This window comes from Streptosporangium sp. NPDC004631 (genome assembly GCF_053601935.1).
In genome coordinates this window covers 61,400-87,591 of the sequence record NZ_JBSGCR010000007.1, presented here as the reverse complement: position 1 = coordinate 87,591, position 26,192 = coordinate 61,400, and the positions used below count along the sequence as shown (strand labels likewise).

General features: G+C 71.5%; 20 protein-coding genes. 9 read left to right on the top strand and 11 right to left on the bottom strand.

Annotated features, from left to right (window positions below):
* Positions 1-100: 100 nt before the first annotated feature.
* Both ACWEF2_RS09535 and ACWEF2_RS09530 read left to right on the top strand, forming a co-directional pair.
* The gene (locus ACWEF2_RS09535) at positions 101-1,549 is read left to right on the top strand and encodes an AlkA N-terminal domain-containing protein (protein ID WP_453813538.1); all 1,449 of its coding nucleotides are present in this window, start codon (positions 101-103) and stop codon (positions 1,547-1,549) included.
* A gap of 62 nt (positions 1,550-1,611) precedes the next feature.
* Complete coding sequence (locus ACWEF2_RS09530) at positions 1,612-2,118, top strand: methylated-DNA--[protein]-cysteine S-methyltransferase (protein ID WP_453813536.1); 507 nt, start codon at positions 1,612-1,614, stop codon at positions 2,116-2,118.
* A gap of 135 nt (positions 2,119-2,253) precedes the next feature.
* On the opposite strand, the gene dnaE is transcribed toward ACWEF2_RS09530, so the two are convergent.
* A complete protein-coding gene (gene dnaE / locus ACWEF2_RS09525; RefSeq protein WP_453813534.1) occupies positions 2,254-5,775 on the bottom strand; it encodes a DNA polymerase III subunit alpha in 3,522 nt (1,173 codons plus the stop codon).
* A gap of 148 nt (positions 5,776-5,923) precedes the next feature.
* On the opposite strand from dnaE, the gene ACWEF2_RS09520 reads away from it, so the two are divergent.
* Positions 5,924-7,453, top strand: a complete 1,530-nt coding sequence (locus ACWEF2_RS09520) for an amino acid permease (protein ID WP_453813532.1) — start codon at positions 5,924-5,926, stop codon at positions 7,451-7,453.
* Here the strand turns inward: ACWEF2_RS09520 and ACWEF2_RS09515 are convergent.
* Entirely contained in the window at positions 7,398-8,336 is a 939-nt protein-coding gene (locus tag ACWEF2_RS09515) for a chorismate mutase (protein WP_453813530.1), read from the bottom strand. The two genes, ACWEF2_RS09520 and ACWEF2_RS09515, sit on opposite strands and share 56 nt — an antisense overlap.
* 328 nt (positions 8,337-8,664) lie before the next feature.
* Between ACWEF2_RS09515 and ACWEF2_RS09510 the strand changes: the two genes are divergently transcribed.
* The 5 genes from ACWEF2_RS09510 (at position 8,665) to ACWEF2_RS09490 (ending at position 15,608) form a co-directional block, all read left to right on the top strand.
* Complete coding sequence (locus tag ACWEF2_RS09510; RefSeq protein WP_453813529.1) at positions 8,665-10,578, top strand: serine/threonine-protein kinase; 1,914 nt, start codon at positions 8,665-8,667, stop codon at positions 10,576-10,578.
* A gap of 49 nt (positions 10,579-10,627) precedes the next feature.
* Positions 10,628-12,769 (top strand): protein kinase domain-containing protein, encoded by a 2,142-nt coding sequence (locus ACWEF2_RS09505; RefSeq protein ID WP_453813527.1) that lies wholly within the window; start codon positions 10,628-10,630, stop codon positions 12,767-12,769.
* 150 nt (positions 12,770-12,919) lie between these two features.
* Complete coding sequence (locus ACWEF2_RS09500; protein WP_453813525.1) at positions 12,920-13,600, top strand: AzlC family ABC transporter permease; 681 nt, start codon at positions 12,920-12,922, stop codon at positions 13,598-13,600.
* Positions 13,597-13,911, top strand: coding sequence for an AzlD domain-containing protein (locus ACWEF2_RS09495; protein ID WP_355590114.1), 315 nt, complete (start codon positions 13,597-13,599; stop codon positions 13,909-13,911). Before ACWEF2_RS09500 ends, ACWEF2_RS09495 begins: the two co-directional genes overlap by 4 nt.
* Positions 13,912-14,027: 116 nt before the next feature.
* Positions 14,028-15,608, top strand: coding sequence for a protein kinase domain-containing protein (locus tag ACWEF2_RS09490; RefSeq protein WP_453813523.1), 1,581 nt, complete (start codon positions 14,028-14,030; stop codon positions 15,606-15,608).
* A 37-nt stretch (positions 15,609-15,645) separates the two neighbouring features.
* On the opposite strand, the gene ACWEF2_RS09485 is transcribed toward ACWEF2_RS09490, so the two are convergent.
* The 4 genes from ACWEF2_RS09485 to ACWEF2_RS09470 form a co-directional block, all read right to left on the bottom strand.
* Entirely contained in the window at positions 15,646-16,044 is a 399-nt protein-coding gene (locus ACWEF2_RS09485) for a RidA family protein (RefSeq protein WP_453813521.1), read from the bottom strand.
* Between the two features lie 184 nt (positions 16,045-16,228).
* Positions 16,229-17,158: an RluA family pseudouridine synthase gene (locus ACWEF2_RS09480; RefSeq protein WP_355590104.1), complete on the bottom strand. Its 930-nt coding sequence runs from the start codon at positions 17,156-17,158 to the stop codon at positions 16,229-16,231.
* Complete coding sequence (gene lspA, locus ACWEF2_RS09475; protein WP_453813519.1) at positions 17,151-17,642, bottom strand: signal peptidase II; 492 nt, start codon at positions 17,640-17,642, stop codon at positions 17,151-17,153. The genes ACWEF2_RS09480 and lspA overlap by 8 nt, the downstream gene beginning before the upstream one ends.
* Before the next feature lie 68 nt (positions 17,643-17,710).
* Entirely contained in the window at positions 17,711-18,130 is a 420-nt protein-coding gene (locus ACWEF2_RS09470; protein ID WP_355590098.1) for a TraR/DksA family transcriptional regulator, read from the bottom strand.
* Between the two features lie 455 nt (positions 18,131-18,585).
* On the opposite strand from ACWEF2_RS09470, the gene ileS reads away from it, so the two are divergent.
* Positions 18,586-21,750, top strand: a complete 3,165-nt coding sequence (gene ileS / locus ACWEF2_RS09465) for an isoleucine--tRNA ligase (protein ID WP_453813517.1) — start codon at positions 18,586-18,588, stop codon at positions 21,748-21,750.
* A gap of 119 nt (positions 21,751-21,869) precedes the next feature.
* On the opposite strand, the gene ACWEF2_RS09460 is transcribed toward ileS, so the two are convergent.
* From ACWEF2_RS09460 to ACWEF2_RS09440, 5 genes are all read right to left on the bottom strand, one after another.
* Positions 21,870-23,483: a hypothetical protein gene (locus ACWEF2_RS09460; protein WP_453813515.1), complete on the bottom strand. Its 1,614-nt coding sequence runs from the start codon at positions 23,481-23,483 to the stop codon at positions 21,870-21,872.
* Between the two features lie 42 nt (positions 23,484-23,525).
* Positions 23,526-24,383, bottom strand: a complete 858-nt coding sequence (locus ACWEF2_RS09455) for a DivIVA domain-containing protein (RefSeq protein WP_453813513.1) — start codon at positions 24,381-24,383, stop codon at positions 23,526-23,528.
* Between the two features lie 48 nt (positions 24,384-24,431).
* Positions 24,432-24,719 carry a YggT family protein gene (locus ACWEF2_RS09450; RefSeq protein WP_355590086.1) on the bottom strand — a complete coding sequence of 96 codons (288 nt, stop codon included), beginning with the start codon at positions 24,717-24,719 and terminating at the stop codon, positions 24,432-24,434.
* Between the two features lie 82 nt (positions 24,720-24,801).
* The gene (locus tag ACWEF2_RS09445) at positions 24,802-25,305 is read right to left on the bottom strand and encodes a cell division protein SepF (protein WP_355590083.1); all 504 of its coding nucleotides are present in this window, start codon (positions 25,303-25,305) and stop codon (positions 24,802-24,804) included.
* 120 nt (positions 25,306-25,425) lie between these two features.
* Positions 25,426-26,130: a YggS family pyridoxal phosphate-dependent enzyme gene (locus ACWEF2_RS09440; protein ID WP_453813510.1), complete on the bottom strand. Its 705-nt coding sequence runs from the start codon at positions 26,128-26,130 to the stop codon at positions 25,426-25,428.
* Between the last annotated feature and the right edge of the window lie 62 nt (positions 26,131-26,192).

Genomic DNA, 26,192 nt, shown 5'->3' with positions numbered 1-26,192 from the left:
GCGACGAGCCCGGCCGGTGCGGGTCATGTCGGATTTCCGCTAGCCCAGCGGGGTGGCCAAGGACGATGCTGGCGGTATGCATGAGGACGTGGAACGGTGTATGCGGGCTGTGCGGTCCAGGGACGCCCGGTTCGACGGGTGGTTCTTCGGCGCGGTGATCACCACCGGGATCTACTGCCGGCCGAGCTGCCCGGCGGTACCACCCAAGATCGAGAACATGCGCTTCTACCCCAGCGCCGCCGCGGCGCAACTGGCCGGATTCCGGGCGTGCAAACGCTGCCGGCCCGACGCCAGCCCGGGCTCCCCGGAGTGGAACCACCGCGCCGACGTCGTGGCCCGGGCGATGCGCATGATCGCGGACGGCGTCGTGGACCGTGACGGAGTGCCCGGCCTGGCCGCGCAGCTCGGCTACAGCACGCGCCAGGTCGAACGGCAGCTGCGCGCCGAGCTCGGGGCGGGCCCGCTCGCGCTGGCACGGGCGCAGCGGGCCCAGACCGCCCGGCTGCTGATCGAGACCAGCGCCCTGCCGATGGCCGACATCGCCTTCGCCGCCGGATTCGCCAGCATCCGGGCGTTCAACGACACCGTGCGGGAGGTCTTCGCCCTGACCCCGACCCGGCTACGGGATCGCGTCGCCCGGGGCCGCCCGGCGACCACCCCCGGGGTGCTGTCGCTGCGGCTGCCGTTCCGGTCTCCGCTCTGCCCCGGCAACCTGTTCGGGCACCTCGCCGCGACCGCCGTCCCCGGGGTGGAGGAGTGGCGCGACGGCGCGTACCGTCGCACGCTGCGCCTGCCGCACGGCCACGGGGTCGTCACCCTGCGCCCGCTGCCGGACCACGTCGGCTGCCGGCTGGCCCTCACCGACCTCCGCGACCTCTCCACCGCGATCAGCAGGTGCCGGCACCTGCTCGACCTCGACGCCGACCCCGTCGCCGTCGACGACCTGCTCAGCGGCGACCCGGCGCTCGCCCCCCTCGTGGAGAAGGAGCCCGGCCGCCGGGTGCCCAGGACCGTCGACGCGTCCGAGTTCGCGGTGCGCGCGGTGCTCGGGCAGCAGGTGTCCACCTCTGCCGCCCGCACCCACGCCGCCCGGCTGGTCACCGCGTACGGCGAACCGATCACGGACCCCGAGGGGGGCCTCAGCCGTCTCTTCCCCGGCCCGGCGGCGCTGGCCGGGCTGGACCCGGCGGAACTCGCCCTCCCCCGGGCACGCCGCGCCACGCTCACCGGGCTGGTCGCCGCCCTGGCCGCCGACGAGATCGACCTCAGCGTCGGCGGCGACTGGCACCGAGCCCGCGCGCAGCTCTCGGCGCTGCCGGGGCTCGGCCCCTGGACCGTCGAGACCATCGCCATGCGCGCCCTCGGCGATCCCGACGCGTTCGTCCCCACCGACCTGGGGATCCGCACCGCCGCCCGCCAGGCCGGCCTTCCCGCCACGCCCGCCGCGCTCACCCGCCACGCCGCCGCCTGGCGGCCCTGGCGGGCGTACGCCGTTCAGCATCTCTGGGCCACCGGCGACCACCCCGTCAACCGGCTGCCCGCCGCCTGAACCCCTCCCCGTTTCCCTTCCCGCCGGATTCCCCACCACCGGATCCACCCAAAGGAGCCTCGTTGCCTCAGACGGAAGACAGAACGCACACCGTGGTGGAGAGCGCCGTCGGCCCGCTCACCCTGGTGGCGGCCGGCGGAACCCTCACCGGGCTCTACATGCACCGGCAGCGGCACCGGCCGCCGGCGGAGACCTTCGGCGAACCCGACGCCGGGCCCTTCACCGAGGTCGCGAGCCAGCTGCGGGCCTATTTCGACGGACGGCTGACCGACTTCGACCTGCCCATGATCCTCACCGGTACCCCGTTCCAGCGACGGGTCTGGGCCGCGCTGCGAGACATCCCCTACGGGGAGACCATCACCTACGGCCGGCTCGCCGACCGGATCGGGCAGCCCACCGCGGCCAGGGCCGTGGGCCTGGCCAACGGCAGGAACCCGATCGGCATCATCGTTCCCTGCCACCGAGTGGTGGGCTCCACCGGCGACCTCACCGGCTACGGCGGCGGGCTGCCGACCAAGCGGTATCTGCTCGCCTTCGAGCGAGGCGCCGGCGGGGCCGCCCTCTTCTGACGGCGAGGACGGCGGCGGACAGGTGTCCTCCGGCATCTGTCCGCCGGCATCGACGGATCCGGCCCCCGGGGACCGAGGCGGGCGAGACTGTCGATGCCGCGCCCCACGTCGCGTTCAACGCGACTCCGCGCACTCTCACGCCCCCAGGCAGGCCGGCCCGAGGAGCTGTTTCAGATCGCCCATCAGAGCCGGGGAGGGGGCCACGCGCAGGCGGTCGTCCAGGCGGACGACGACGGTCTTCGGGCCGTTGTGCACCTGGAGGTGGACCTCGGTGGTGCCGGGATGGGCGGTCAGCACCTCCTTGAGACGGCCGATCACCGGAGGGGTGCAGCGGGCCAGCGGGAGGCTGACGGGCAGCGGGCCGCCGCCCTCACGGGTCAGGTCGGGAGCGGTGACCTCCATCGCGATGATCTTGCCGACGTCCTCGCGCTTGTCCAGGCGGCCCTTGACGAAGACGATGGCGTCCTCGGCCAGGACGGTCGCGCAGAGCTGGTACGCCGAGGGGAAGATCATCACCTCGATGGCGCCCTCCAGGTCCTCCAGCATGGTCAGGACCCAGGTGTCGCCCTTCTTGGTGACCTTCCGCTGCACACCGGAGAGGATGCCGCCCACGGTGATGACCTGGCCGTCCGGGCGGTGCTCGTCCTGGAGCGCGGCGATCGAGCAGTCGGCGCCGGAGGCCAGGATGTGCTCCACGCCGAAGAGCGGGTGGTCGGAGACGTACAGTCCCAGCATCTCCCGCTCGAACTGCAGCAGGGTGGTCTTGTCCCACTCCCCCGGCGGAATCTGCACGTCGAAGGTCTGGTCCTCTGCCCCCTCGACGGCGCCGAACAGGGAGTCCTGCCCCTGCGCCTCGTTCTTCTTGATCCCGATGATGCTGTCGACGGCCTGCTCGTGGACCAGCACCAGGCCCTTGCGCTCGTGGGCGTAGGAGTCGAAGGCCCCCGCCTTGATCAGCGACTCGATGACCCGCTTGTTGCAGACGACCATGGGGACCTTCCGCAGGAAGTCCTTGAAGTCGGCGAAGCGGCCCTTCTCCCGGCGTGCGGAGATGATCCCGTCGACCACGTTGCCGCCGACGTTGCGGATGGCCGACAGGCCGAACCGGACGTCGGTGCCGCGCGGGGTGAAGTCGAAGTCGGAGTCGTTGACGTCCGGCGGGAGCACCTTGATGCCCATCCGGCGGCACTCGTTGAGGTAGAGCGCCGACTTGTCCTTGTCGTCCTTGACCGAGGTCAGCAGGCCGGCCATGTACTCGGCCGGGTAGTTGGCCTTGAGGTAGGCGGTCCAGTAGGAGACCAGCCCGTAGGCGGCGCTGTGCGCCTTGTTGAAGGCGTAGTCGGAGAAGGGGAGCAGGATGTCCCAGAGGGTCTTGACCGCGGCGGCCGAGTAGCCGTTGTCCTTCATGCCCTGTTCGAAGGACTCGAACTGCTTGTCCAGCTCTGACTTCTTCTTCTTGCCCATCGCGCGGCGCAGCAGGTCGGCTTTGCCGAGGGAGAACCCGGCGACCTTCTGCGCGATGGCCATGACCTGCTCCTGATAGACGATCAGGCCGTAGGTGGTGCCGAGGATCTCGGCCAGCGACTCCCTGAACTCCTCGTGGATGGGGACGATCTCCTGCTGGCCGTTCTTGCGGAGCGCGTAGTTGGTGTGGGAGTTGGCGCCCATCGGTCCGGGCCGGTACAGCGCGCCGACGGCGGAGATGTCCTCGAAGTTGTCGGGCTTCATCAGCCGCAGCAGCGACCGCATGCCGCCGCCGTCCAGCTGGAACACGCCCAGGGTGTCGCCCCGGCCGAGCAGTTCGTAGGTCTTGCGGTCGTCCAGCGGGAGCTTGAGCAGGTCGATCGCGGTACCGGTGTTGGCCTCGATCATCTTCAGGCAGTCGTCGATGATCGTGAGGTTGCGCAGGCCCAGGAAGTCCATCTTCAGCAGGCCGAGCGTCTCGCAGGTCGGGTAGTCGAACTGCGTGATGATCACACCGTCGGAGTCACGGCGCATGATCGGGATGTAGTCGGTCAGCACCTCCGAGGACATGATGACGCCGGCGGCGTGCACGCCGGTCTGCCGGATCAGGCCCTCCAGGCCCCTGCCCAGATCCATCGCCGACTTGACGTCGACGTCCTCCTCGTACAGCTTGCGCAGCTCACCGGCCTCGTTGTAGCGAGGGTGCTCGGAGTCGAAGATGCCCGACAGCGGGATGTCCTTGCCCATCACCGCGGGCGGGAACGCCTTGGAGACCTTGTCGCCGAGGGCGTAGGGGTGGCCGAGGACGCGGGCCGCGTCCTTGATGGCCGCCTTCGCCTTGATGGTGCCGAAGGTGGCGATCATGGCGACCTTGTCGGCGCCGTACTTCTCCGTCACGTAGCGGATCACGTCGCCGCGCCGACGCTCGTCGAAGTCGATGTCGACGTCGGGCATGGAGACGCGGTCGGGGTTGAGGAACCGCTCGAAGATCAGGCCGTGCGGCAGCGGGTCCAGGTCGGTGATGCCCAGCGCGTACGCCGCCAGCGAGCCGGCCGCGGAACCTCGCCCCGGGCCGACCCGGATGCCGTTGTTCTTCGCCCACATGATGAAGTCGGCGACCACGAGGAAGTAGGAGGGGAACCCCATCTGCAGGATGACGTTCATCTCGAACTCGATCTGCCTGCGGTGCTCCTCGTCCACCCCCTCGGGGAAGCGGCGTTCCATCCCCCGCCAGATCTCCTCGCGGAACCAGCCCTCCTCGGTCTCCCCCTCGGGGACGGGGAAGGTCGGCATCAGGTTCTTGAAGCCGAACATGCCGGACGGGTCGACCTTCTCGGCGACCAGCAGCGTGTTGCGGCAGCCCTCGGCCCACAGGTCCGAGGAGTCGACCGCGCGCATCTCGTCGGCGGTCTTGATGTAGTAACCGCTGCCGTCGAAGCGGAACCGGTCGGGGTCCGACAGCTGCTTGCCGGTCTGGATGCAGAGCAGCGCGTCGTGCGAGGTCGCGTCGGACTCGTAGGTGTAGTGGGAGTCGTTGGTGACCAGCGGCGGGATGTTCAGCTCCGCGGAGATGCGGGTCAGCCCCTCGCGGACCCGGCGCTCGATGTCGAGCCCGTGATCCATGACCTCCAGGTAGTAGTTGTCCTTGCCGAACAGCTCCTGGAACCTGGCCGCCGCGGCGAGCGCCTCGTCGTACTGGCCCAGGCGCAGGCGGGTCTGCACCTCCCCCGACGGGCAGCCGGTCGTGGCCATCAGCCCCTCGGCGTGCTCGGCGAGGATCTCGGCGTCCATCCGGGCCCACTTGCGGACGAAGCCCTCGGTGTAGGCGCGCGAGGAGAGCCTCATCAGGTTCGTCAGCCCGGTGGCGTTCTTCGCCCAGATCGTCATGTGGGTGTAGTAGCCACCCGCCGACACGTCGTCGCGCTTCTGGTGCGGCTCACCCCAGAGCACCGACTTCTTCTGGTGCCTGGAGGCCGGGGCGACGTACGCCTCGATACCGATGATCGGCTTGATCCCGGCCCCGGTGGCCTGCCGGTAGAAGTCGTAGGCGCCGTGCATGTTGCCGTGGTCGGTGATCGCGATGGCGGGCATGCCCAGATCGCCGACCTGCTTGAACATCTGCTTCAACCGGGCGGCTCCATCGAGCATGGAGTACTCCGTGTGAACGTGAAGATGCACAAACGAGTCGGACATGCGGCCTCGTTCCTCCCCTAGTCGCGTGTCGGCCTGGGAAGCCTACGCGCGTTTGCCGTCCCTCGGGGCACCCGCCTGCCGACACTCTGCGCAACGATTGGATACTTTCCGTAACGAAGCTTCTGAGCTGGGCACATGGGGGGAACCTGTGAAGATCGACGAGGGCTACAGCCACGCGCTCGGCAACCGTCAGGTGCAGATGATAGCGATCGGCGGCGCGATCGGGGTGGGCCTGTTCCTGGGCGCCGGCGGGAGGCTCCAGGCGGCCGGTCCCGCACTCGTGCTGTCGTACGCGGCCGCCGGGCTCGCGGCGTTCTTCGTGATGCGCGCCCTCGGCGAGCTGGTGCTCTACCGGCCCACCTCGGGCTCCTTCGTAGACTACGCCGCCGACTTCGTCGGGCCGTGGGCCGCCTTCACCAGCGGCTGGATGTACTGGGTCAACTGGGCCTTCACCGGCATCGCCGAGCTGACCGCGATCTCCACCTATGTGGGCCTGTGGGCCCCGCAGTTCCCCAGGTGGATCACCGCCCTCGTCTCACTGGCGTTCGTTCTGGTCGTCAATCTGCTGTCGGTGCGGCTCTTCGGCGAGCTGGAGTTCTGGTTCGCGCTGCTCAAGGTGCTGGCCATCTGCACGTTCCTGGTGACCGGGCTGGTGCTGGTGCTCCTCGGCACCTCCCTGGGCGGAAGCACCGCGGGGCCGGGGAACCTCGTCTCCCACGGCGGCTTCCTCCCCAACGGGTTCCCCGTGGTGCTGATGAGCCTGCAGTCCGTGATCTTCGCCTACGCCTCGATCGAGCTGGTCGGCATCGCCGCCGGGGAGACGCGGAACCCCGAGCAGGTCATGCCCAGGGCGATCAACGGCGTGATCTGGCGGATCGGGATCTTCTACATCGGTTCGGTCCTGCTGCTCGCCATGGTGCTGCCCTGGACCGCGTACGGTCCCGAGCGGTCGCCGTTCGTGACGGTCTTCGCCGCGCTCGGCGTCCCCTGGGCGGCCGACGCAATGAACCTCATCGTGATCACGGCGGCCATGTCGTCGTGCAACTCCGGCCTCTACTCCACCGGCCGTATTCTGCGCGCCATGGCCGTCAAGGGCGAGGCGCCCGCGTTCGCCGGGCGGCTCGGCTCCCGGCACGTCCCCTACGGGGGCATCCTCCTCACCGCGAGCGTGTTCGCCGCCGGGGTCGCCCTCTACTACTTCGTGCCGGAACGGGCCTTCAACATCGCCACCGCCATCGCCTCCCTCGGCGTGATCACCACCTGGGGCGCCCTGGTCTTCTGCCAGATCAGGCTGCGCGAGGCCGCCGAGCGGGGCCTGCTGGACCGTCCCGCCTTCCGGATGCCCGGCTCGCCGTACACCAACTGGCTCACCCTGGGCTTCCTGGGGCTGGTGGTGCTGCTCATGCCGTTCGCCGACGACGACCAGCGCATCGCCTTCTTCTGCATCCCGCTGCTGGCCGCCGCCCTCGCCGTCGGCTGGCGGGTGGTCGGCACCGGGAGAGCCCGGAGGGTCGGGAACGCCGGGGGCCTCGGCGACACCGGGGAGATCGGGAACGCCGGGGAGATCGGGGAGATCGGGTACGCGGGGAGGGTCGAGGGCGCGGGGGGCGCGGAGGACGGGGTCAGGACTGACCCGCCGCCCGGCGTTCCTCCGCAAGGTGCAGGCCCGCCTCGATGACGGCGTTCATGATGGGCGCCAGCCGTGCCTCGCCGAGGGTGGGGGCGCGGCGGGCCATCTCGGCGACCAGGCGCCGCTCACGCTCCAGGTCGCGGCCGGCGAACCCGCCGACGGGCTTGAGACGCTGGATGGTGCCGGCGAGCTCGGCGCGGCGCTCCAGGAGGACGGCGAGCGCCGCGTCGACACGGTCGATGGCGCCGCGGGCGGCGAGGACGGAGTCGGGCGCCTCCGGGCGGGTGAGCGCCCCGACGATCCGCACGGCCTCCACCGCCGTCAGCGCCGCCTGCTCGGTGGCGCCCGGGGCCAGCAGGACGCCGTCGGCTCCGGCGGCGACGACCGCGGCGGCCAGCGCGGGGTCCTCGCCGAGGTCGGCCAGGACCGGACGCCCCGCCCGCTGCCGGGCGGCGCGCATCAGAGCCAGGTCCAGGGGCGCCCCTGCCGGGGACGATCCGTGGGTACGGCTGCCGCTCTCACAGAGCACGACCCTGTCGTTGCCCTCGGCCACGCAGTAGTCGGCGATGGCCAGCCACTCCTCCAGGGTCGCGGCCGGGCCGCGCTGAACGATCATCGGGAGGCCGAGCCTGGCGGCCACGCGGACCAGCTGGAAGTCCTGCATCCAGGCCGCGCCCACCAGCACGCCGTCGGCCTCCGCGGCGATCTCCGGCAGGTCCGCCGCCGAGAACGGCTCCACCAGGATCGGCCCGGCCCACTCGGCGCGGACCGCGGCCACGGCCTCGGCCGCCGGCACCCGGCCGTGGTGGTCGCGCAGATCGACCCGGCGGGCGTCCGCCCCGGGACCGCCGATCACCACGGCCGGTCCGGCACCGACCGCGAGCGTCCCCAGCCGTACGGTTCCGCGCTCCAGACGTGCGGTCAACGACATCTCGGCTCCCATGCTCAGCCGGCGCACATCCCGTGGTCCGGCGAATCGTAAGAAACAAAAAAGGCAGAGACTGTGCGTCTCTGCCTCGTGCCGGCTCCGAACGGTCGCTACATCACGCTGTCACGACCGGCTCTCCGGAGCCGGCTCGGTAAACACGAAATGGCAAGCCATGAGGGCGACGATATGCCATCCGCGCCCCGGGCGCCAATTACCGGACAACCTGTCTCAGGGTACGGACATCCAGACCTCGGGAGAGTCGATCACGCCGCTCGGCCTATGAGAGTATGCGGAGGCTTAGAGGGGGGTCAGAAAGGGGTAGGTGCGGTTGATGGCCGAAGCACAGCGTGAGGGACGTCGCATCGCCTCCCGCTACCACCTGCTCGAACCCATCGGCCGGGGTGGCATGGGCATCGTGTGGCGGGCCCACGACGAGCTCCTCGATCGCGAGGTCGCGGTCAAGGAGGTCCGCTACGCCGACATGCTCGGCGAGGACAACCAGGAGGACTTCAACCGGCGCACCAAGCGCGAGGCGCGTGCCGCCGGGCGGCTGACCCATCCGAACGTGGTCGTCGTCCACGACGTGGTCGAGGAGGACGGGCGGCCCTGGATCGTCATGCAGCTGGTGGAGTCCCGGTCACTGGGCAAGGTCCTGCGCCAGGACGGGCCGCTGCCTCCGGAGCGGGTGGCGGAGATCGGGCTGCAGGTGCTGGAGGCGCTGCGCGCCGCCCACGCCCAGGGGGTGCTGCACCGGGACGTCAAACCCGAGAACGTGCTGCTGGCCGACGACGGCCGGGTGGTGCTGACCGACTTCGGCATCGCGACGCTTGAGGCCGAGACCGCCCTGACCATGACCGGGATCGCCGGCACACCCGCGTTCATCCCGCCGGAACGGATCAAGGGGGGCAGCGCGCAGCGCGAGTCGGACCTGTGGTCCCTGGGTGCGACGTTGTACGCGGCCGTGGAGGGCAGGCCGCCACACGACCGGGGCGGGGCGCTGCCGACCATGCACGCCGTGCTGAACGACGAGCCGGAACCCCCGGTCCACGCCGGGCGGCTGGCCCCCGTCCTCGAAGGGCTGCTCCGCAAGGACCCGGATCTGCGGATGTCCTACGAGGAGGCCGCCCCGCTGCTGCGCGAGGTGGCCGAGGGCGGCAAGCAGCGGCGGCCACCCCCCAGGACGGCCGTCATGCCGACGGTCGCCGAGGCGGCGGCCGAGACCGATCCGGGGATCCGCCCTCCGGCGCAGGGCCTGCCGGCCACGGGGGTGAAGCTGGGCTCCGCCCTACCCGCTCCCCCGAAGGATCCGCCGCCGGCCGTCCCGCCCCCGGCCGCGCGGCGGCAGCCCCGGGAACCCGCGGCCGAGGTACGGCGGACACCGGCCGGTCCGCCTCCCGGCGCGGGAGGCGGACCGGCCCCCGGGCCCGTACCGGCCCCCGCCCCCCAGCCGGTTCAGCGGCCCATCCCCCCGGTAGGGCACGAGCCCGCCCCCGGCGCCGCTCCCCCTCGCCGCCCCGTAACGATGATGGAGCGCCTCTCCACCTCACCGACGCTCGCCTCGTGGCGGGCCCGGTCGTCGCTGAAGCGGGGGCTGCTGATGATCGTGCCCGCGCTGGTGGTCGTCGGGGTGGTCGCGGGGTGGCTCGGGATACGCGACGGCGAGGCGACCGGCGCCCTGGCGCCCCAGGACAGGCCGGGCAGGACGGCACAGCCCGCCGAGACGTCCGCGGAGCCCAGCGGGGATCCGTCCCCGTCCGCCAGCCCCGAACCCGAACCCGAACCCACCAAGAGCGACAAGGCCCCCGGGCTGCCCGACGACTGGCACACGCACAAGGACGCCAACGGCTTCTCGGTCGGCCTGCCCAAGGGCTGGGACGTGGACCGGCGATCCGGGCAGTCGGTGTGGTTCCGCGGCCCCGACCGGGTGAGCTATCTGCTGATCGAGTACACCGAGCACCCGGGCTCCGACCCGAAGAAGGACTGGCAGGAGCAGGAGCGGTTCAGCCGGGGAAACTTCAGCGGTTACGAGCGCATCCGCATCGCCAAGGTCGACTACATGAAGAAGGCCGCCGACTGGGAGTTCACCTGGAACATGAGCTCGGGCAAGGCCCGGGTGATCAACCGGGGGTTCGTGACCGAGGGCGGCCGGGGATACGCGATCTACTGGCACACCAGGGCCGAGGAGTGGGACAGGAACCTGGGCCTCTTCAAGGGATTCACCGAGAGCTTCTCCTCGAAAAAGTGAGCACCGTCCCAACCGGCTACGATGCGTGGGTTTGGGAGGGGCGAGGAGAATGACCGAACGGAAGGTGGCGGGCCGGTATCGCCTGCTCGAACCCATCGGCGAGGGCGGGATGGGCGTCGTCTGGCGCTCCCACGACGAGCTTCTCGACCGGGTCGTGGCGATCAAGGAGGTCCGCTACCGCGGCGTCGACGAGGCCGCGCGCGCCGACCTGAACCGGCGGACGATCCGGGAGGCCAAGTCCGCGGGGCGGCTCGACCACCCCTCAGTGATCATCGTGCACGACGTGGTCGAGGAGGAGGGGCGGCCCTGGGTCGTCATGCAGCTGGTCCGCTCCCGCTCGCTGGGGGAGATCATCCGCACGGAGGGGCCGCTCTCCCCCGAGCGGGTGGCCTCGGTCGGGCTGCACGTGCTGGGCGCGCTGCGGGCCGCGCACGCCGCCGGGGTGCTGCACCGGGACGTCAAGCCGGAGAACGTGCTGCTGGCCGACGACGGCCGGGTGGTGCTGACCGACTTCGGCATCGCCTCGATGGCGCACGAGACCGGCATCACCCGGACAGGCGGGATGATCGGCACCCCGGCGTTCCTTCCGCCGGAACGGCTGCACGGGCTGCCCGCCACCCCGGAATCGGATCTGTGGTCCCTGGGGGCGACGCTGTACGCCGCCCTGGAGGGCCGCCCGCCGTTCGAGCGCGACACGGCTGCGGCGACCATGATGGCCGTCCTGCACGGCGAACCCCGCCCGATGGCCCACACCGGTCCCCTCACCTCCGCGATCCTCGGCCTGCTCGCCCGGGAACCCGTCGCCAGGACGGCCGCCGACGAGGCCGCGGCCCTGCTCACCCTCGCCTCCTCGGGGAGGGGCGCCGGGCGCCCGGCATCCTCGGGTGAGGCCGGAGTCGGCGCGCACCCCCCGCGGCCCGGTGCGGCACCCCACCACCCCCTGTCGCCCCACCCGGGTCACCCGGGCTCTCCCGCCCGGCCCGGCGGCCCACCGTATCCGGAAGACCTCACACACCGCGGTGGACCGGTTTACCCCGGCGAGCCCGCCCGGCCCGGTGTCCCCGGCCATCAGAGCGGTCCGGTACGGCACGGCGAGCCGCGGTACCCGAACGATCCGGCCCGGCACGGCGCCCCCCTCCAGGACAACCGGCCCGCCCATCCCGGGGAGACGGCGCGTCCCGCCGTGGCCGTGCCGCCCGGCCGGCATCCGCAGCACGCCTCCCCCCAGCACAGCGGGCCCCCGTCCCACCCGGGCGGCCTGGCACGGTCCCACCACCGCGACGGGTCCGCCCCCACCGGGCACCCGTCCCATCCGGGGGACCCGACGTGGCCTCCGTACCGCGACGGTCCCACCGCCGCCGGATACCCCGCCCATCCGGGCCCCCCGCCACAGCCCGGCCATCGGAACGATCCCCCCCACCCTGGACGGCCCCCCTACGGCACCGGGTCGCCGCCCCCCGGCCCCCGGTCGCACCGGGGACGGCCCGGCGGCGGGCCCGCCCTGGCCGGGCGGCTGGCGCTCACGGTGGGGGTGCCGGCGCTCGCGCTGGCGGTCGGGATCGGCGGATGGCTGCTGCTCCAAGGGCCGGACGACGCGACGCCGAACCCGCCGACGTCCGCCGCCGGGTCCTCGGGCGGGACGACCGGGCCGGACACGCCCTCGGGAGGTCCCCGTCCCACCGCGCCCTCGTCGCCCTCGTCGCCCTCGTCGTCTTCGCCCCCGTCGGCCGTCCCGGACCGTCCCGCCCGGCTTCCCGCGGGCTGGCGGCTGTACCAGGACCCCAAGATGGGCTTCAGCGTGGCGATGCCGCGCGGCTGGACCGGTAAGCGCTTTCCCGACCGGAACAGGATGGAGTTCCGGGAGCCGGGATCGGACGCCTTCCTGTGGATCGAGTCGACCGAGGACCCGGAGACGGATCCGGTCAGGCACTGGGAGAAGGTGGAGCGGGGCGGGCTGGCCAAGAAGGCCTGGCCGGGTTACAGACGCCTGGGCGTCACCCCGCTGCGGTATCGCGGCGCCCCCGCCGCCGACTGGGAGTTCACCTACCTGAAGAACGACGTTCCGACGCACGTTCTGGACCGGGGCTTCCGCACCGCCTCCGGCCGCCCCTACGCGATCTACTGGGAGAGCCCGGAGGCCGAGTGGGACCGGACGTTCTTCGACAGGTTCACGAAGACTTTCCAGCCGTGACCACCACGACGGATATATCAGGCATGGCGAGCGAGCCGCCGGTGACGGACGGGCCGGGCGCGACCGGGCGGACGGCGGTGCCCCGGCGGACAGGCGGACAGGCGGGAACGCACCAACTCAGTACAGAAAAGCGGACATAACCTCATTCATATGGAAACAACCACTCGCTCCTCGGCGATCCGGGACGGACTGGGGGTGGGGATCGCCGTGGGACTGGCCGGGCTGGCGTTCGGCGCCACCGCGGTCACCGCGGGGCTGAGCGTCGCGCAGGCGTGCGTGCTGAGCCTGTTCGCCTTCACCGGCGCCTCGCAGTTCGCCATGGTCGGGGTCGTCGCGGGCGGCGGCAACCTGGTCGCCGGCACGGCGGGCGCGTTGCTCCTGGGGATCCGCAACGGCCTGTACGGCCTGCGGATGGCCGACCTGCTGGGAGCGCGAGGCCGGCGCAGGTTCCCGATGGCCCACGGTGTGATCGACGAGACGACCGCGGTGGCCCTGGCCCAGCCCGACCGGGAGTCGGCCAGGACCGGGTTCCTCGTCACGTTCGCCAGCCTCTACCTGACCTGGAACGCGACCACGCTGGCCGGCGCGGCGGGCACCTCCTGGGTGGCCGACCCGGCCCTGCTCGGCCTGGACGTGGTGGGCCCGGCGACGTTCCTGGCCATTCTGTGGCCCCGGCTCACCGGTGGCGGCGCGGAGACCCGTACGCTGCGGTTGATCGCGGCGGGCGGCGCGGCGGTCGCGCTGGCCGCGACCCCGTTCACCCCGCCCGGCGTGCCGGTGCTCATCGCGGCGGTGGCCGTGCTCGCCGTGATCCTGAGGAGGCCGCGATGAGCGGTGTGTGGTGGGCCGTGCTGGCCACCTGCGTGGGGTGCTACGCGCTGAAGCTCGCCGGCCTGTCGGCGCCGCGCCGGATGCTCGACCACCCCGGGGTGCAGCGTTTCGCCGCGCTGGTCCCGGTGGCACTGCTGGCCGCGCTGATCGCGGTGCAGACGTTCGCACACGGTCAGTCGCTGCACGTCGACTGGCCGCGCACGGCCGGGCTGGGCGCGGCCGTGGTGGCGCTGCTGCTGCGCGCGCCCTTCCTGGTCGTGCTGGCCGCGGCGGCCGTGGTCACCGCCGCGCTGCGCTGGCTGACGGCCTGACCTGAGGGAAGGGCACGCGCGCCCGGCGCGCTGCCCGCGCCGGTGACGGTCCGATGACTTGACGGCATATGTGACATATGCCGATTGTCTGCCGTAATCAGGGGTAGGCGAGGCCCATGTCCGACTCTCAAGAGATCATCGGCGCCCGGTACCGGCTGCTGGAGCACATCGGCCGCGGGGGCATGGGCACCGTCTGGCGGGCACGGGACGAGGTGCTCGGCCGGGACGTGGCGGTCAAGGAGGTCATCCCCTCCCCGGACCTGACCGGCCCGGAGCGTGAGGTGTTCACCGTACGGACGCTCAGGGAGGCGCGCGCCGCCGGCCGGGTCGGCCACCCCGGCGTCGCGACGGTCTACGACGTGATCGAGGAGGACGGGCGTCCGTGGATCGTCATGCAGCTGGTGGAGTCCCGGACGCTCGGCGCGGTGATCAGGGAGGACGGGCCGCTGCCACCGGCGCGGGTGGCGCGGATCGGGCTGGAGGTGCTCGGGGCGCTGGTCGCCGCACACCACGCGGGCGTGCTGCACCGCGACGTCAAACCGGACAACGTGCTGCTCGCCAGGGACGGCCGCGCCGTGCTGACCGACTTCGGCATCGCGGTACTGGAGGGCGACTCGTCGGTGACCAGGACCGGAGCCCTCATCGGCACACCCGCGTTCATCGCGCCGGAACGGGCGAGCGGCGGAACGGCGGAGTTCGCCTCCGACCTGTGGTCACTCGGCGTGACGCTCTACGTGGCGGTCGAGGGGCGTTCCCCCTTCGAACGCGCCCACCCCCTGGCGACGCTCAGCGCGGTCATGCACGAGGAACCGGCCCCGCTGAGGTTGGCCGGCCCGCTGGGGCCGGTGATCTACGGCCTGCTCCGCAGGCATCCCAGGCGGCGCATGTCCGCCCAGGAGGTGCAGATCCACCTGCGCTCGATCGTGAACGGGACCGCGCCGCAGGCCACCATGCCGATCGACCTGCCCTCCCCCGCTCCCGCCCGCGCGCCGGTGACCGGGGAGATCGCCGACCCCGTGCCCCACGGACCGGTGGACCCGGAGGCGGCGGGGCCGGGTGCGGCCGCTCCCGTGCCCGCCCCGGCCGCCCCGGGGGGACGGCGGCGGCGTTCCGCGGCCGCGGCCCTGGTGGCCGCGGTGCTCGCGATCGTCACGACCGCGGGCGGAGCCGCCTGGGTCGCCATGAGTTCCGCTCCCCCGGCCTCACAGGAGCCGACGCCCCCGAGGGACGCTCCCACCGGGGACGACGCCCGCCGGACCAGGACCGAACAGGCCAGGCTGCCCACCGGCGGGGACTCCCCACCGCCCGGAACGGGGCGGGACACCCGGCGGGCCCCCGCCCGCCCGGCACCCGCCGACAGGTCCAGCAAGTCCGGCAAGCCCGAGGAGAACGGTCCGTCCCCGTCGCCCAAGCCCTCGGACACCCCCTCGGAACAGAGCCCGGAGAACGACACCGGCACGGGCGGCGGAGAGTCCGAGAGCGTCCCAGAGGACGGCCAGAGCCCCGGTCAGGGGCCGGGGAAGAACCCCGGCGAGGGTGGCGGCCAGAACCAGGACGGCGACCAGGACAACCAGAGCGGCCAGGACGGTCTCGGCGGCGAGACGAACGCCGTGGCGGGCAGCGCCCCCGGCATGTCCGCGTACGGCAAGGCCGGCGGTCCCCACCGGGCCGAGACAGTCGAGGCCGTCGAGGAGTAGGCGGACGAGGCGGGCTCACCGAGCCGGGGAGGGCCGGTCAGCCGCCGGCGGGCACCGGGCCCGGCTCCATGGGCCGCCGCGCGTACACCTCCATCTCGAACTTCATCCGGGGATCGGCCAGGCCGCACACGAGCATGGTCGCGGCCGGGCGGACATCGCCGAAACAGCGGCGCAGCGTGGGCCAGCACGGCTGGAAGTCCTCACGGTCGGGCAGCAGGTATCTGACCCGTACGACGTCGGCGAACGAGCAGCCCGCCTCGGCCAGCGCCGACTCGACGTTGCGCAGGCACTGCTCGGCCTGTTCGACGATGTCGTCGGAGATGGTCATGGTCGCGTAGTCGAACCCCGTCGTCCCGGATACGTGCACCCGGTCGCCGTCGACCACCGCCCGCGCGTAGCCGATCTCCTCTTCGAAGGTGGAACCGCTCAAGATCACACGCCGCTCTGTCATGCGGCGAAAGGTAGACAGCCGGCGCCGATATGTCCAACGCCCCGTCGTGACCCGCCACCCGCCACCAGGCCGTGATGGGCCTGGCGCGCGGGCCGGCCGCGCCGTGACCGGTGGGGAACGCCGCACGAGCGGGCCGGGGAGTCTCCGTCGTCCGCGCCGGGCGGGACCGTCAGGACTCGCTGCCGACGATCTTCAAGGCGCGGGCCAGGTCGTCCGGGTAGCCGGCGTCGAAGCCGACCCACTCACCCGTCACCGGGTGCTCGAAGGCCAGCGAGACGGCGTGCAGCCACTGCCGGGTGACGCCCAGCCGCGCGGCCAGCGTGGGATCCGCGCCGTACATCAGGTCACCGACGCACGGGTGGCGCAGTGCCGCCATGTGGACCCGGATCTGGTGGGTCCGCCCGGTCTCCAGCTTGATGTCCAGCAGCGACGCGGCGCGGAACGCCTCGACCGTGTCGTAGTGGGTGACCGACTCCTTGCCTCCGGCCACCACCGCGAACCGGCCGTCCCCCGAGGGATGGCGGTCGATGGGCGCGTCGACCGTGCCGCGCAGCGGATCGGGGTGGCCCTGGACCAGGGCGTGGTAGCGCTTGTCGACCGTGCGCTCCTTGAAGGCGCGCTTCAGCCGCGAGTAGGCGTGCTCGCTCTTGGCGACGACCATGGCCCCGGTGGTGTTGGCGTCCAGGCGGTGCACGATGCCCTGCCGCTCGGCGGCACCGCTGGTCGCCACCCGGTGCCCGGCGCCCAGCAGGCCGCCGATCACGGTCGGCCCGGTCCAGCCGGTGGTGGGGTGGGCGGCCACGCCGATGGGCTTGTTGACGACGACGATGTCGTCGTCCTCGTAGAGGATCCGCATGCCGGGGATCGGTTCGGCGACCGGCATCGGCACGGCGGGCGGCGCCGGCAGGGTGATGTCCAGCCAGGCGCCCGCGTGGACCCGGTCGGACTTGGCTGCGGGCGAGCCGTTCACCAGCACGTCGCCGTCGACGATCAACTCGGCCGCGCGGGTGCGGGAGAAGCCGAACAGCCGGGACAGGGCCGCGTCGAGACGCTCGCCCTCCAGCCCGTCGGGGACCGGAAGACTCCGCTGCTCAGCCATCGTTTCTTCTCTCTCCGGTGTCTCGTGTGCCGTCGATCTGATAGCCCCGCCAGGCGAGGAGGACGGCGAGGATCCCGCCGCAGACGATCGCCGAGTCCGCGACGTTGAAGACCGGGAAGCGGCCGGGGAAGACCTCGACGAAGTCGACCACGTGCCCCTGGAGCCCTCCGGGGGCACGGAAGAGCCGGTCGGTGAGGTTCCCCAGGGCCCCGCCGAGCATCAGGCCGAGCGTGATCGCCCACGGCACGCTGCGCAGGTTCCGCGCGGTGCGCAGGATGGCGATCACGACTCCGGCCGCGATGATCGTGAAGACGATGGTCATGCCGGTGCCGATGCTGAACGCGGCCCCCGGGTTGAAGATGACCCGGAACTGGAGCAGGTCGGGGATGAGCACGACCGGCTCCCTGCCTTCGAGCGTCTTCAGCACGATGGTCTTGGTCAGCAGGTCGAGACCGTAGACGACCACCGCGAGAGCCGCCAGCACGGCCACCCGCCGCGCCGCCCGCGGGGCGGGTGGGGCGGCTCCTCCGACGGGGCCGCCGGCGTCACCGGTCAGCGGCGCTCCTCCCGCTGCTTGCAGGCCACGCAGAGCGTCGCCCTCGGGAACGCCTGAAGGCGCTCCTTGCCGATCGGCTTGTGGCACGATTCGCACACTCCGTAAGTCCCCGCGTCGATCCGGGCGATCGCTCGCTCGTTCTGCGCGACCAGATCGCGCGAATTCAGGGTAAGGGCGATCTCACGTTCCCGTTCATACGTCCGGGCACCGGCGTCGGCCTGGTCGTCTCCGGCGCCGTCGGTGACATCGCTCGACGCGATCTCGCTCTCCGCCTTGGCGATCTCCTGGTTGAGCTCGTCGATCTCCTCGGCCAGCCTCTCGCGGACGTCCGCGAGCTCCGTGGCCGACCAGGTGACGGCGCTCCCGTCCTCCAACGGCGCTACCGCGCTCTCGTCCGCGCGTACAGTCGCGGCCATGGCGGCCTCCTTGCTCGATCGGACCGTATTCCAGTGTGGTAAACGGTGCGGGCAGCTTAGGTCTCCCATAACAGAACGGCAAACGACCCGCCGTGATGTTTACCACTCCCGTAACATACGGCCCCCTCTCTCGGATTCCCTCCCGACCTCGGTATTCGGGAAGCTTCTCGCGGATCGGTGCGTTATGGTGTGAGCCTGCAAGGCGTTGATGGGGACAACTACCTTCGAGCCCCTCGCACGAGCGACCCGGGGAGGGTGTGAGCCCGGGGCGATGCCCGGAGGGAAAATCACCCCTGAGCCGCCGGAGGAACGGTCGCCCCGACCCAGTAGAACCGGCAGCAGATCCCAAGGAAGAGGACCTTCGCTCCGAAGGTCAAGGAGGGTGGTACCGCGGGGCCCATCGGGTCTCGTCCCTCCACGCCACTGCCGATGCCAGCGTGGAGGTCCCGCCTTCTATGTCCGCCTATTTCCGCTCTCTTCCCGCGCAGGTCGATCTGCCCGCGCTTGAACACGAGGTGCTCGACCGCTGGCGGGACGGCAAGATCTTCGAGCGCTCGGTCGAGCAGAACGCCGACGGCCCCAACTGGGTCTTCTACGAGGGCCCTCCCACCGCCAACGGCATGCCCGGCGTGCACCACGTCGAGGCCCGTGTCTTCAAGGACATCTTCCCCCGCTACCGGTCCATGCGGGGCTACAACGTGCCCCGCAAGGCCGGCTGGGACTGCCACGGCCTGCCGGTCGAGGTCAGCGTCGAGAAGGAGCTCGGCCTCTCCGGCAAGAAGGACATCGAGGCGTACGGCATCGCCGAGTTCAACGCCAGGTGCCGCGAGTCCGTGGTGCGGCACGTGGACGCCTTCGAGGAGATGACCGAGCGGATGGGGTACTGGATCGACCTGTCCCAGGCCTACCGCACGATGGACCCGTCCTACGTGGAGTCCGTCTGGTGGTCGCTCAAGGTCATCTTCGACAAGGACCTGCTCACCCGCGACTTCCGGATCACGCCCTACTGCCCCCGCTGCGGCACCGGCCTGTCCGACCACGAGCTGGGCCAGCCCGGCGGCTACGAGACCGTCACCAGCCCCTCGGTCCACGTCCGGATGCCCGCCACCTCCGGCCCGCTGGCCGACCTCGGCGCCTCGCTGCTGATCTGGACCACCACGCCCTGGACGCTGGTCTCCAACACGGCGGTGGCCGTGCACCCGGAGGTGACCTACGTCGCGGCGCGCCCGGCCGGGTCCGACGAGGTGCTGGTGGTGGCCGAGCCGCTGCTGGTCGCCGCGCTGGGTGAGGGCGCCGAGGTGCTGGCCTCCTTCCAGGGCGCCGAACTGGAGCACACCACCTACTTGCGCCCCTTCGACCTGGTCGACATCCCGGGCGCGCACTACGTGGTGCTCGGCCACTACGTCACCACCGAGGACGGCACCGGCCTGGTCCACCAGGCACCCGCCTTCGGCGCCGACGACCTGACCACCTGCAAGCGGTACGGCCTGCCGGTGGTCAACCCGATCGGCCCCGACGGGCGCTTCCTCGACGACGTCCCCCAGGTCGGCGGCCGGTTCTTCAAGGAGGCCGACGAGGACCTGACCGCGGACCTCCTCCGGCGCGGCCTGCTCTACCGGGGCGGCCACTTCGAGCACAGCTACCCGCACTGCTGGCGCTGCCACACCGCGCTGCTGTACTACGCGCTCCCGGCGTGGTACATCCGCACCACCGCGATCAAGGACCAGCTCCTCGCCGAGAACGAGAAGACCAACTGGTATCCCGGGACGATCAAGTGGGGCCGCTTCGGCGAGTGGCTGCGCAACAACGTCGACTGGTCGCTGTCGCGGTCGCGCTACTGGGGCACGCCGCTGCCGCTCTGGGTCTGCTCCGCGGACGACTCGCACGTCACCTGCGTCGGCTCGCTGGAGGAGCTGGGCCGGCTGTCGGGCCAGGACGTCTCCGCGCTCGACCCGCACCGCCCCTACGTGGACGACGTCACGCTTCCCTGTCCCACCTGCGGGGCCGAGGCGCGCCGGGTGCCGGACGTGATCGACGCCTGGTACGACTCGGGTTCGATGCCGTTCGCCCAGTGGGGCGCGCCGTACCGCGACGCCGACATGCTCGACAAGGCGTACCCCGCGCAGTTCATCTGCGAGGCCACCGACCAGACGCGCGGCTGGTTCTACTCGCTGATGGCGGTCGGCACGCTGGTCTTCGGCAGATCGTCGTACGAGAACGTGCTCTGCCTCGGCCTGATCCTCGCCGAGGACGGCCGCAAGATGAGCAAGCACCTGGGCAACGTGCTGCAGCCGATCCCGCTGATGGACCAGCACGGCGCCGACGCGCTGCGCTGGTACATGGCCTGCGCCGGCTCGCCGTGGGCCGCCCGCCGGGTCGGGCACGCCGCCCTGGAGGAGATCGTCCGCAAGGTCCTGCTGACCTACTGGAACACCGCGTCGTTCTTCACCCTGTACGCCAACGCCGAGTCCTGGTCACCGGCCGACCTCTCCGAGGCCCCCGGGTACGGCGAGCGCCCGCTGATCGACCGCTGGGCGCTGGCCGAGCTGCACCGGACGACGGCCGACGTCACCGCGTCACTGGACGACTACGACACCGCCCGGGCCGGGCGGCGGCTGGCGGAGTTCCTCGACGACCTGTCCAACTGGTACGTACGGCGCTCCCGCCGCCGGTTCTGGTCCGGTGACGTCTCGGCGTTCGCCACGCTGTACGAGTGCCTGGAGACCGTCACCCGGCTGATGGCGCCGGTGACGCCGTTCGTCACCGACCACGTCTGGAGCGTGCTCCGCGACGCCGACGCCCCCTCCTCGGTCCACCTGACCGGCTGGCCCTCCGTGACCGAGGAGCTGCTGGACGAGGCGCTGTCGGAGCAGATGGCGCTGGTCCGGCGCCTGGTGGAGCTGGGCCGCTCGGCCCGTGCCTCCAGCGGGGTGAAGACTCGCCAGCCGCTGGGCCGCGCCCTCGTCGGCGCCCGGGGCTGGGGGACGCTCTCCCCCGAGCTGCGCGAGCTGATCACCGACGAGCTCAACGTGCAGAGCCTGGAGGATCTGGGCGGCATCGAGGCCGACCTGGTCTCCTTCACGGTCAAGCCCAACTTCCGGGCGCTGGGCAGGAGGTTCGGCTCGCAGACCAAGCTGGTCGCCGCCGCCGTCTCCGCCGCCGACGCCGCGGAGCTCGCCCGCGCGCTCCGCTCGGGGTCGGCGGTGTCGGTGGACGCCGGTGAGCTGGGTCCGGTGGAGCTGACCGCCGAAGAGGTGATCGTCACCGAGCAGCCGAAGTCCGGCTGGGCCGTGGAGACCGGGGCCGTGGACACCGGGACCGGCGAGACGGTCGCCCTCGACCTGACCATCACCGACGAGCTGCGCCGCTCCGGGCTGGTCCGCGACGTCGTCCGCCTGCTCCAGGACACCCGCAAGTCCACCGGGCTGTCGATCTCCGACCGGATCGACGTGTGGTGGTCCGCCACCGACGCGGACCTGGCCGAGGCGCTGCGTACCCAGGGTGGCACGGTGGCCGGCGAGGTCCTCGCGGTCTCCCTCACCGAGGGCGCCGCCGACGATCTTCCCACCCACCACGACGCCGACCTCGGCCTGACCTTCCAGCTCCGCCGTATCGGCTGAAAACCGCCACATCGGCCGAAAACGAAAACCAGAGAGGGGCCCGGGGATTCTCCCCGGGCCCCTCTCTCGGTTCTCTCACCGCGCCGCTCCGGGCCCCGGCGCCACCGGCACGGCTCGATCTACGTGGTGGTCCGGCAGACCGAGCAGCTGCTCATCCCGGCCTTCTCCGCCTTGGCCAGGGTCATGCTCTCCAGACCGGCGGCGTCCACGCCCTTGATCAGAGGGCAGGTCGAGCCGTGGAAGCGGCGGGTGCCAACGATGATCTTGACGGTCTCCGGCGCGGCGGCGTCCGCCCGGACGACCGGAATCCCGCGCGGGGCGGTGTCGGCATCTTCACGATCTTCGTCCGGGACCGCCGGGGAGGTGCCCTTCGGGGTCTTCCCGCCGGCCGCCGGGGCCTTGGGGACGGAGGCCGCCGAGGCGGGGTCGGCCGGCGCCGGTCGCCCGGCGCGCCCGGACCCGGCGCCGACCGGCCCCACCGGCTCGGCGGTCTTGGCCGGCTTCGCGGGGGCGGCGCCGGAGGTCGTCCGCGCCGGCGCGGGCGCCGTGGTCTTCTCGGTCTCGGCGGAGGAGGCGCTCGCGGCCTTCGGCCCGGCGGCCGGACTCCGGGATCCGGTCGTGGACTCCGGCTCCGGCCCGCTCCCGACGGGGCCGGGCTCGGCCGGGCCACCGGTCCGGGCGGAGGGCTTGGCCTCCTGGCCGGCCTTGGACTCCGGGGACTTGGCCGCCTCACGGCTGAACCAACTGGTGGCGTTGGGCTCGGAGGATGCCTCCGGTATGGAGATCGGGGGCCGGATCGGGAAGGAGGGGATCACCGGTTCCGCGGCGCGCAGGGGCGGGACCGCCGCTTTCCGGGGCAGCGCCTGCTCCCTCTCCGGCCCGGACCGCTCATGCTCCTGCCGCGGCCGGTCACGGTCCTGCCGGGGCTGCTCGCGCTGCCCGGACCGCGCCTGCTCACCGGAGGCGGTGGCGGGCCTGTGGGCGTCGGGCCGGGTCTCCGGGGCCTCCTGAGCGCCGGGCGCGGCTGCGGACGACACCGTGGGGGAGGCGAATCGGGCGGTGGTCTGGTGTACGCCGGATTCGCCGGTGTCGCCGGGGCCGGAGAGACCGGACCCCTGACCGGACCCCTGGGAGGGCGCGGGCTTGGCGGCCTTGGCGGGCTGCTGAGCCGGCACGGAGACACCCTGCGGGATCCCCGCGGTGAACTCCGGCAGGCACGTGGTACAGGCCGTGAAGCCCTCCTCACGCGCCTCTCCGCGCGTGAGCTCCTCATGCTCCCTGTCGGCCAGCTGACGGCACCCGGTGACGTGGAAGCGCTTACGGCCGGGGATCACCAGGACGATCGCCTCGTCGTCCAGGACGCCCCGCCCCGCGGCGGGAACCGGCCCGGCCACCGGACGGCTCAGCCGGGGCTGGGCCGCGGCGGCCCGCTGCGCGCCGTGCGGCACCGTGGTGTGCGGCACGGGAGAGGCGAGCTGGGACGACATCGCGGGCAGCCCTGACAGCGGCCCCGGGGGAACCGGCGCCGTGGGCGGGAGTGGCGGAACCACCCCGGCGCGCCCGCCACCGGGAAACAGCTCGTGGCGGCGTAACAACGCCCCGATCACCAGGAAGACCGCGGACAGAACGCTGACCGCGATCGACCACATGACCAGAAACGGTTTGGCCATCACGAACCCCGCGATGAGCAGGGCGATGGCGGTGAGCACCAAACCAGCGCTGATGAGGATCACAGAGGAACTCCCGGATCGGGTCAGAGGTAATGACCCGACAACCTATCGGCGGTCGTTGTGCGGACCGTCAACACCCTGGAAGGCACTGGAGTGCTGCACCGGCTCGCCACCGAACGGACCCGGGGCACCCTGGATGGACGGCTGTCCTCCCTGGGCCACGGCGTGGGACATGGCCGGAGGGCCGCCCACCATCGGGAAGGCGCCGGTGCCCTCGGCCGCCACGTTAAGATCGGCGAGCTGGTTCTCCAGATACAGCTTCAGCCTGCTGCGGTACTCGCGCTCGAAGCTGCGGAGCTCCTCGACCTTGCGCTCCAGCTCGTCACGGGTCTGCACCAGTGAGCCCATGGCCTGCCTGTGGCGCTCCTGGGCGTCGCGCTCCAGCGTCTCGGCGCGGGCACGGGCGTCGCCGATCACCTGCTCGGCCTGGCGGCGGGCCTTGCCGAGGATGTCGTCGGCCTCACGGCGCGCCCGGGTCACCGTCTCGTCCGCCTCCCGGCGGGCGTCGGCGATCGCCTGGTCGGCCGTCTGCTGGGCGAGGGCGAGGACACGGGCGGCGGTGTCCATGTTGTCCTCGGCCGGGGGCATCCCCATGGCGACCGGGACGGGCTGCTGGTGGTGCACGGGCTCCGGAGGCCGGATCTGCTCCGGCTGCTGCATCATCATCTCCGGCTTGGACTCGGCGATGGGAGCAGGCGCCATGGCCATACCCATTCCGCCGGGCACCTTGCCCCGCAGACACTCGGTCAGTTTGGCACGGAGCTCCTCGTTCTCCTGGATGAGGCGGTCCAGCTCGGACTCCACCTCATCGAGGAAGGCGTCTACCTCTTCCTCGTCGTAGCCCGGCCTGAGCCGGGTCGTACTGAATTGCTTGTTCCGCACATCAGCGGGCGTCAGCGGCATTTCGGTCTCCTTGGCGCGCTTGGAGTCTGTCCGGAGGACGGTACCCGATCAACGAAGCGCGGACACGAGTTGGATCAAGACCAAGACCCCAATGAACAGCATTGCGAAGCTTAGGTCAAAGGCCACCGTACCCAACCGGAGTGGTGGAATGAAACGGCGGAGGAACTTGAGAGGTGGATCGGTCAGTGTGTACACGACTTCCGCGAGGACCAGGATGGGCCCCGTGGGACGCCACTGACGTGCGAACGACTGCACCGTCTCAAAGATCATTCTGCCGATCAGCAGAACCAGGTAGAGGGACAGGACTGCGACCAAGATCTCGCTAACGATCCCCATGATCCGTCCCCACCTCCACTCCGTTCCGCCGTCCCCGGTCTCGTCGGGACCTGTCCGGCCGGTCACTGTTCATGGTGGAACTCTAGCTCTGGTTGAAGAACCCGCGTTCCGCGATTCGAGCCTTGTCCTCGGCGGTCACCTCGACATTGGCAGGGGACAACAGGAACACCTTGTTGGTAACACGTTCAATGCTGCCATGTAGGCCAAAGACAAGACCTGCCGCGAAATCAACAAGACGTTTCGCGTCGCTGTCAACCATCTCGGTCAGGTTCATGATGACCGGGGTGCCGTCCCGGAAGTGCTCGCCAATGGTCCGCGCCTCGTTGTAGGTGCGGGGGTGAAGTGTCGTTATGCGCGCCAGGTCGGTGGTGCGACGTTCCATGACGGCGGTGGCGGGCCTGGGGGCCGGAACACCCGGATCGGTGTCCTCCTCGCGGTCGTGGACCGCGCCAGGACGTTCGTCGGCGACCCGCCGCGAGTCGTCGAACTCCTCGTAGTCGTCGTCGGAATAGCTGTCGTATCTCTCGTAGCGGTCGTCCTCCACAAGACCGAGGTAGACCGCCATCTTGCGCATCGCGCCGGCCATCGCTACTTCTTCCTCCGCCTTACTTCGATCTGCCCGGGGCGGTAGCCGCACCCCCTTGGAGCTCACCACCGATCGACCTCTATCTGGATACGTGGCCGTCAAGGTCCACGTGAAGGGACATTACCTGACGAAGGGCTTCCTACGACCGAGCAACGCCGTACCGACACGCAGGTGTGTCGCGCCATTCGCAATGGCCTCGGCCATATCACCGCTCATCCCCGCGGAGATGACATCGGCCCCCGGGTGGTTCTCCCGTACGGCCTGCGCCATCTCCCGCAACCTCGCGAACGCCCCACCCGGCTCCTCCCCCGGCGGCGCCACGGCCATCACCCCGCCCAGCCGCAGGCCACGGGCCTCGGCGACGGCGTCGGCCAGGGCCGCCACCTCCGCCGGCCGGGCACCGCCCCGCCCCGGGTCGTCGTCCAGGGCCACCTGCACCAGGCAGGTGATCTCCCTGCCCGCCCTGACCGCCTCACGACCGAGCGCGGTCACCAGACGTGAACGGTCCACCGAGTGCACGACATCGGCGTAGCCGGCCACCGAGCGGGCCTTGTTGGTCTGCAACTGACCGACAAAGTGCCAGGTGAGGCCGAGATCCGCGCATTCGGCCGCCTTGGCCGCGGCCTCCTGGTCACGGTTCTCCCCCACGTCCGTCACCCCCAGCGCGGCCAGCAGCCGCACGTCGGAGGCGGGGTAGGTCTTGCTCACCGCGACGAGCGTCAGCTCCTCGCGGGTACGGCCGGCGGCCCGGCAGGCCGCGGCGATGTTCGCCTCGACCTCGGCCAGCCCGGCCGCGATCTCATCACGTCGTGTTGTTTTCGTCACATCTCCGCCGCTCGAACAGCCACAAACCGGCGGAATCCATTCTCCCTGTCACGGCTGGGTGA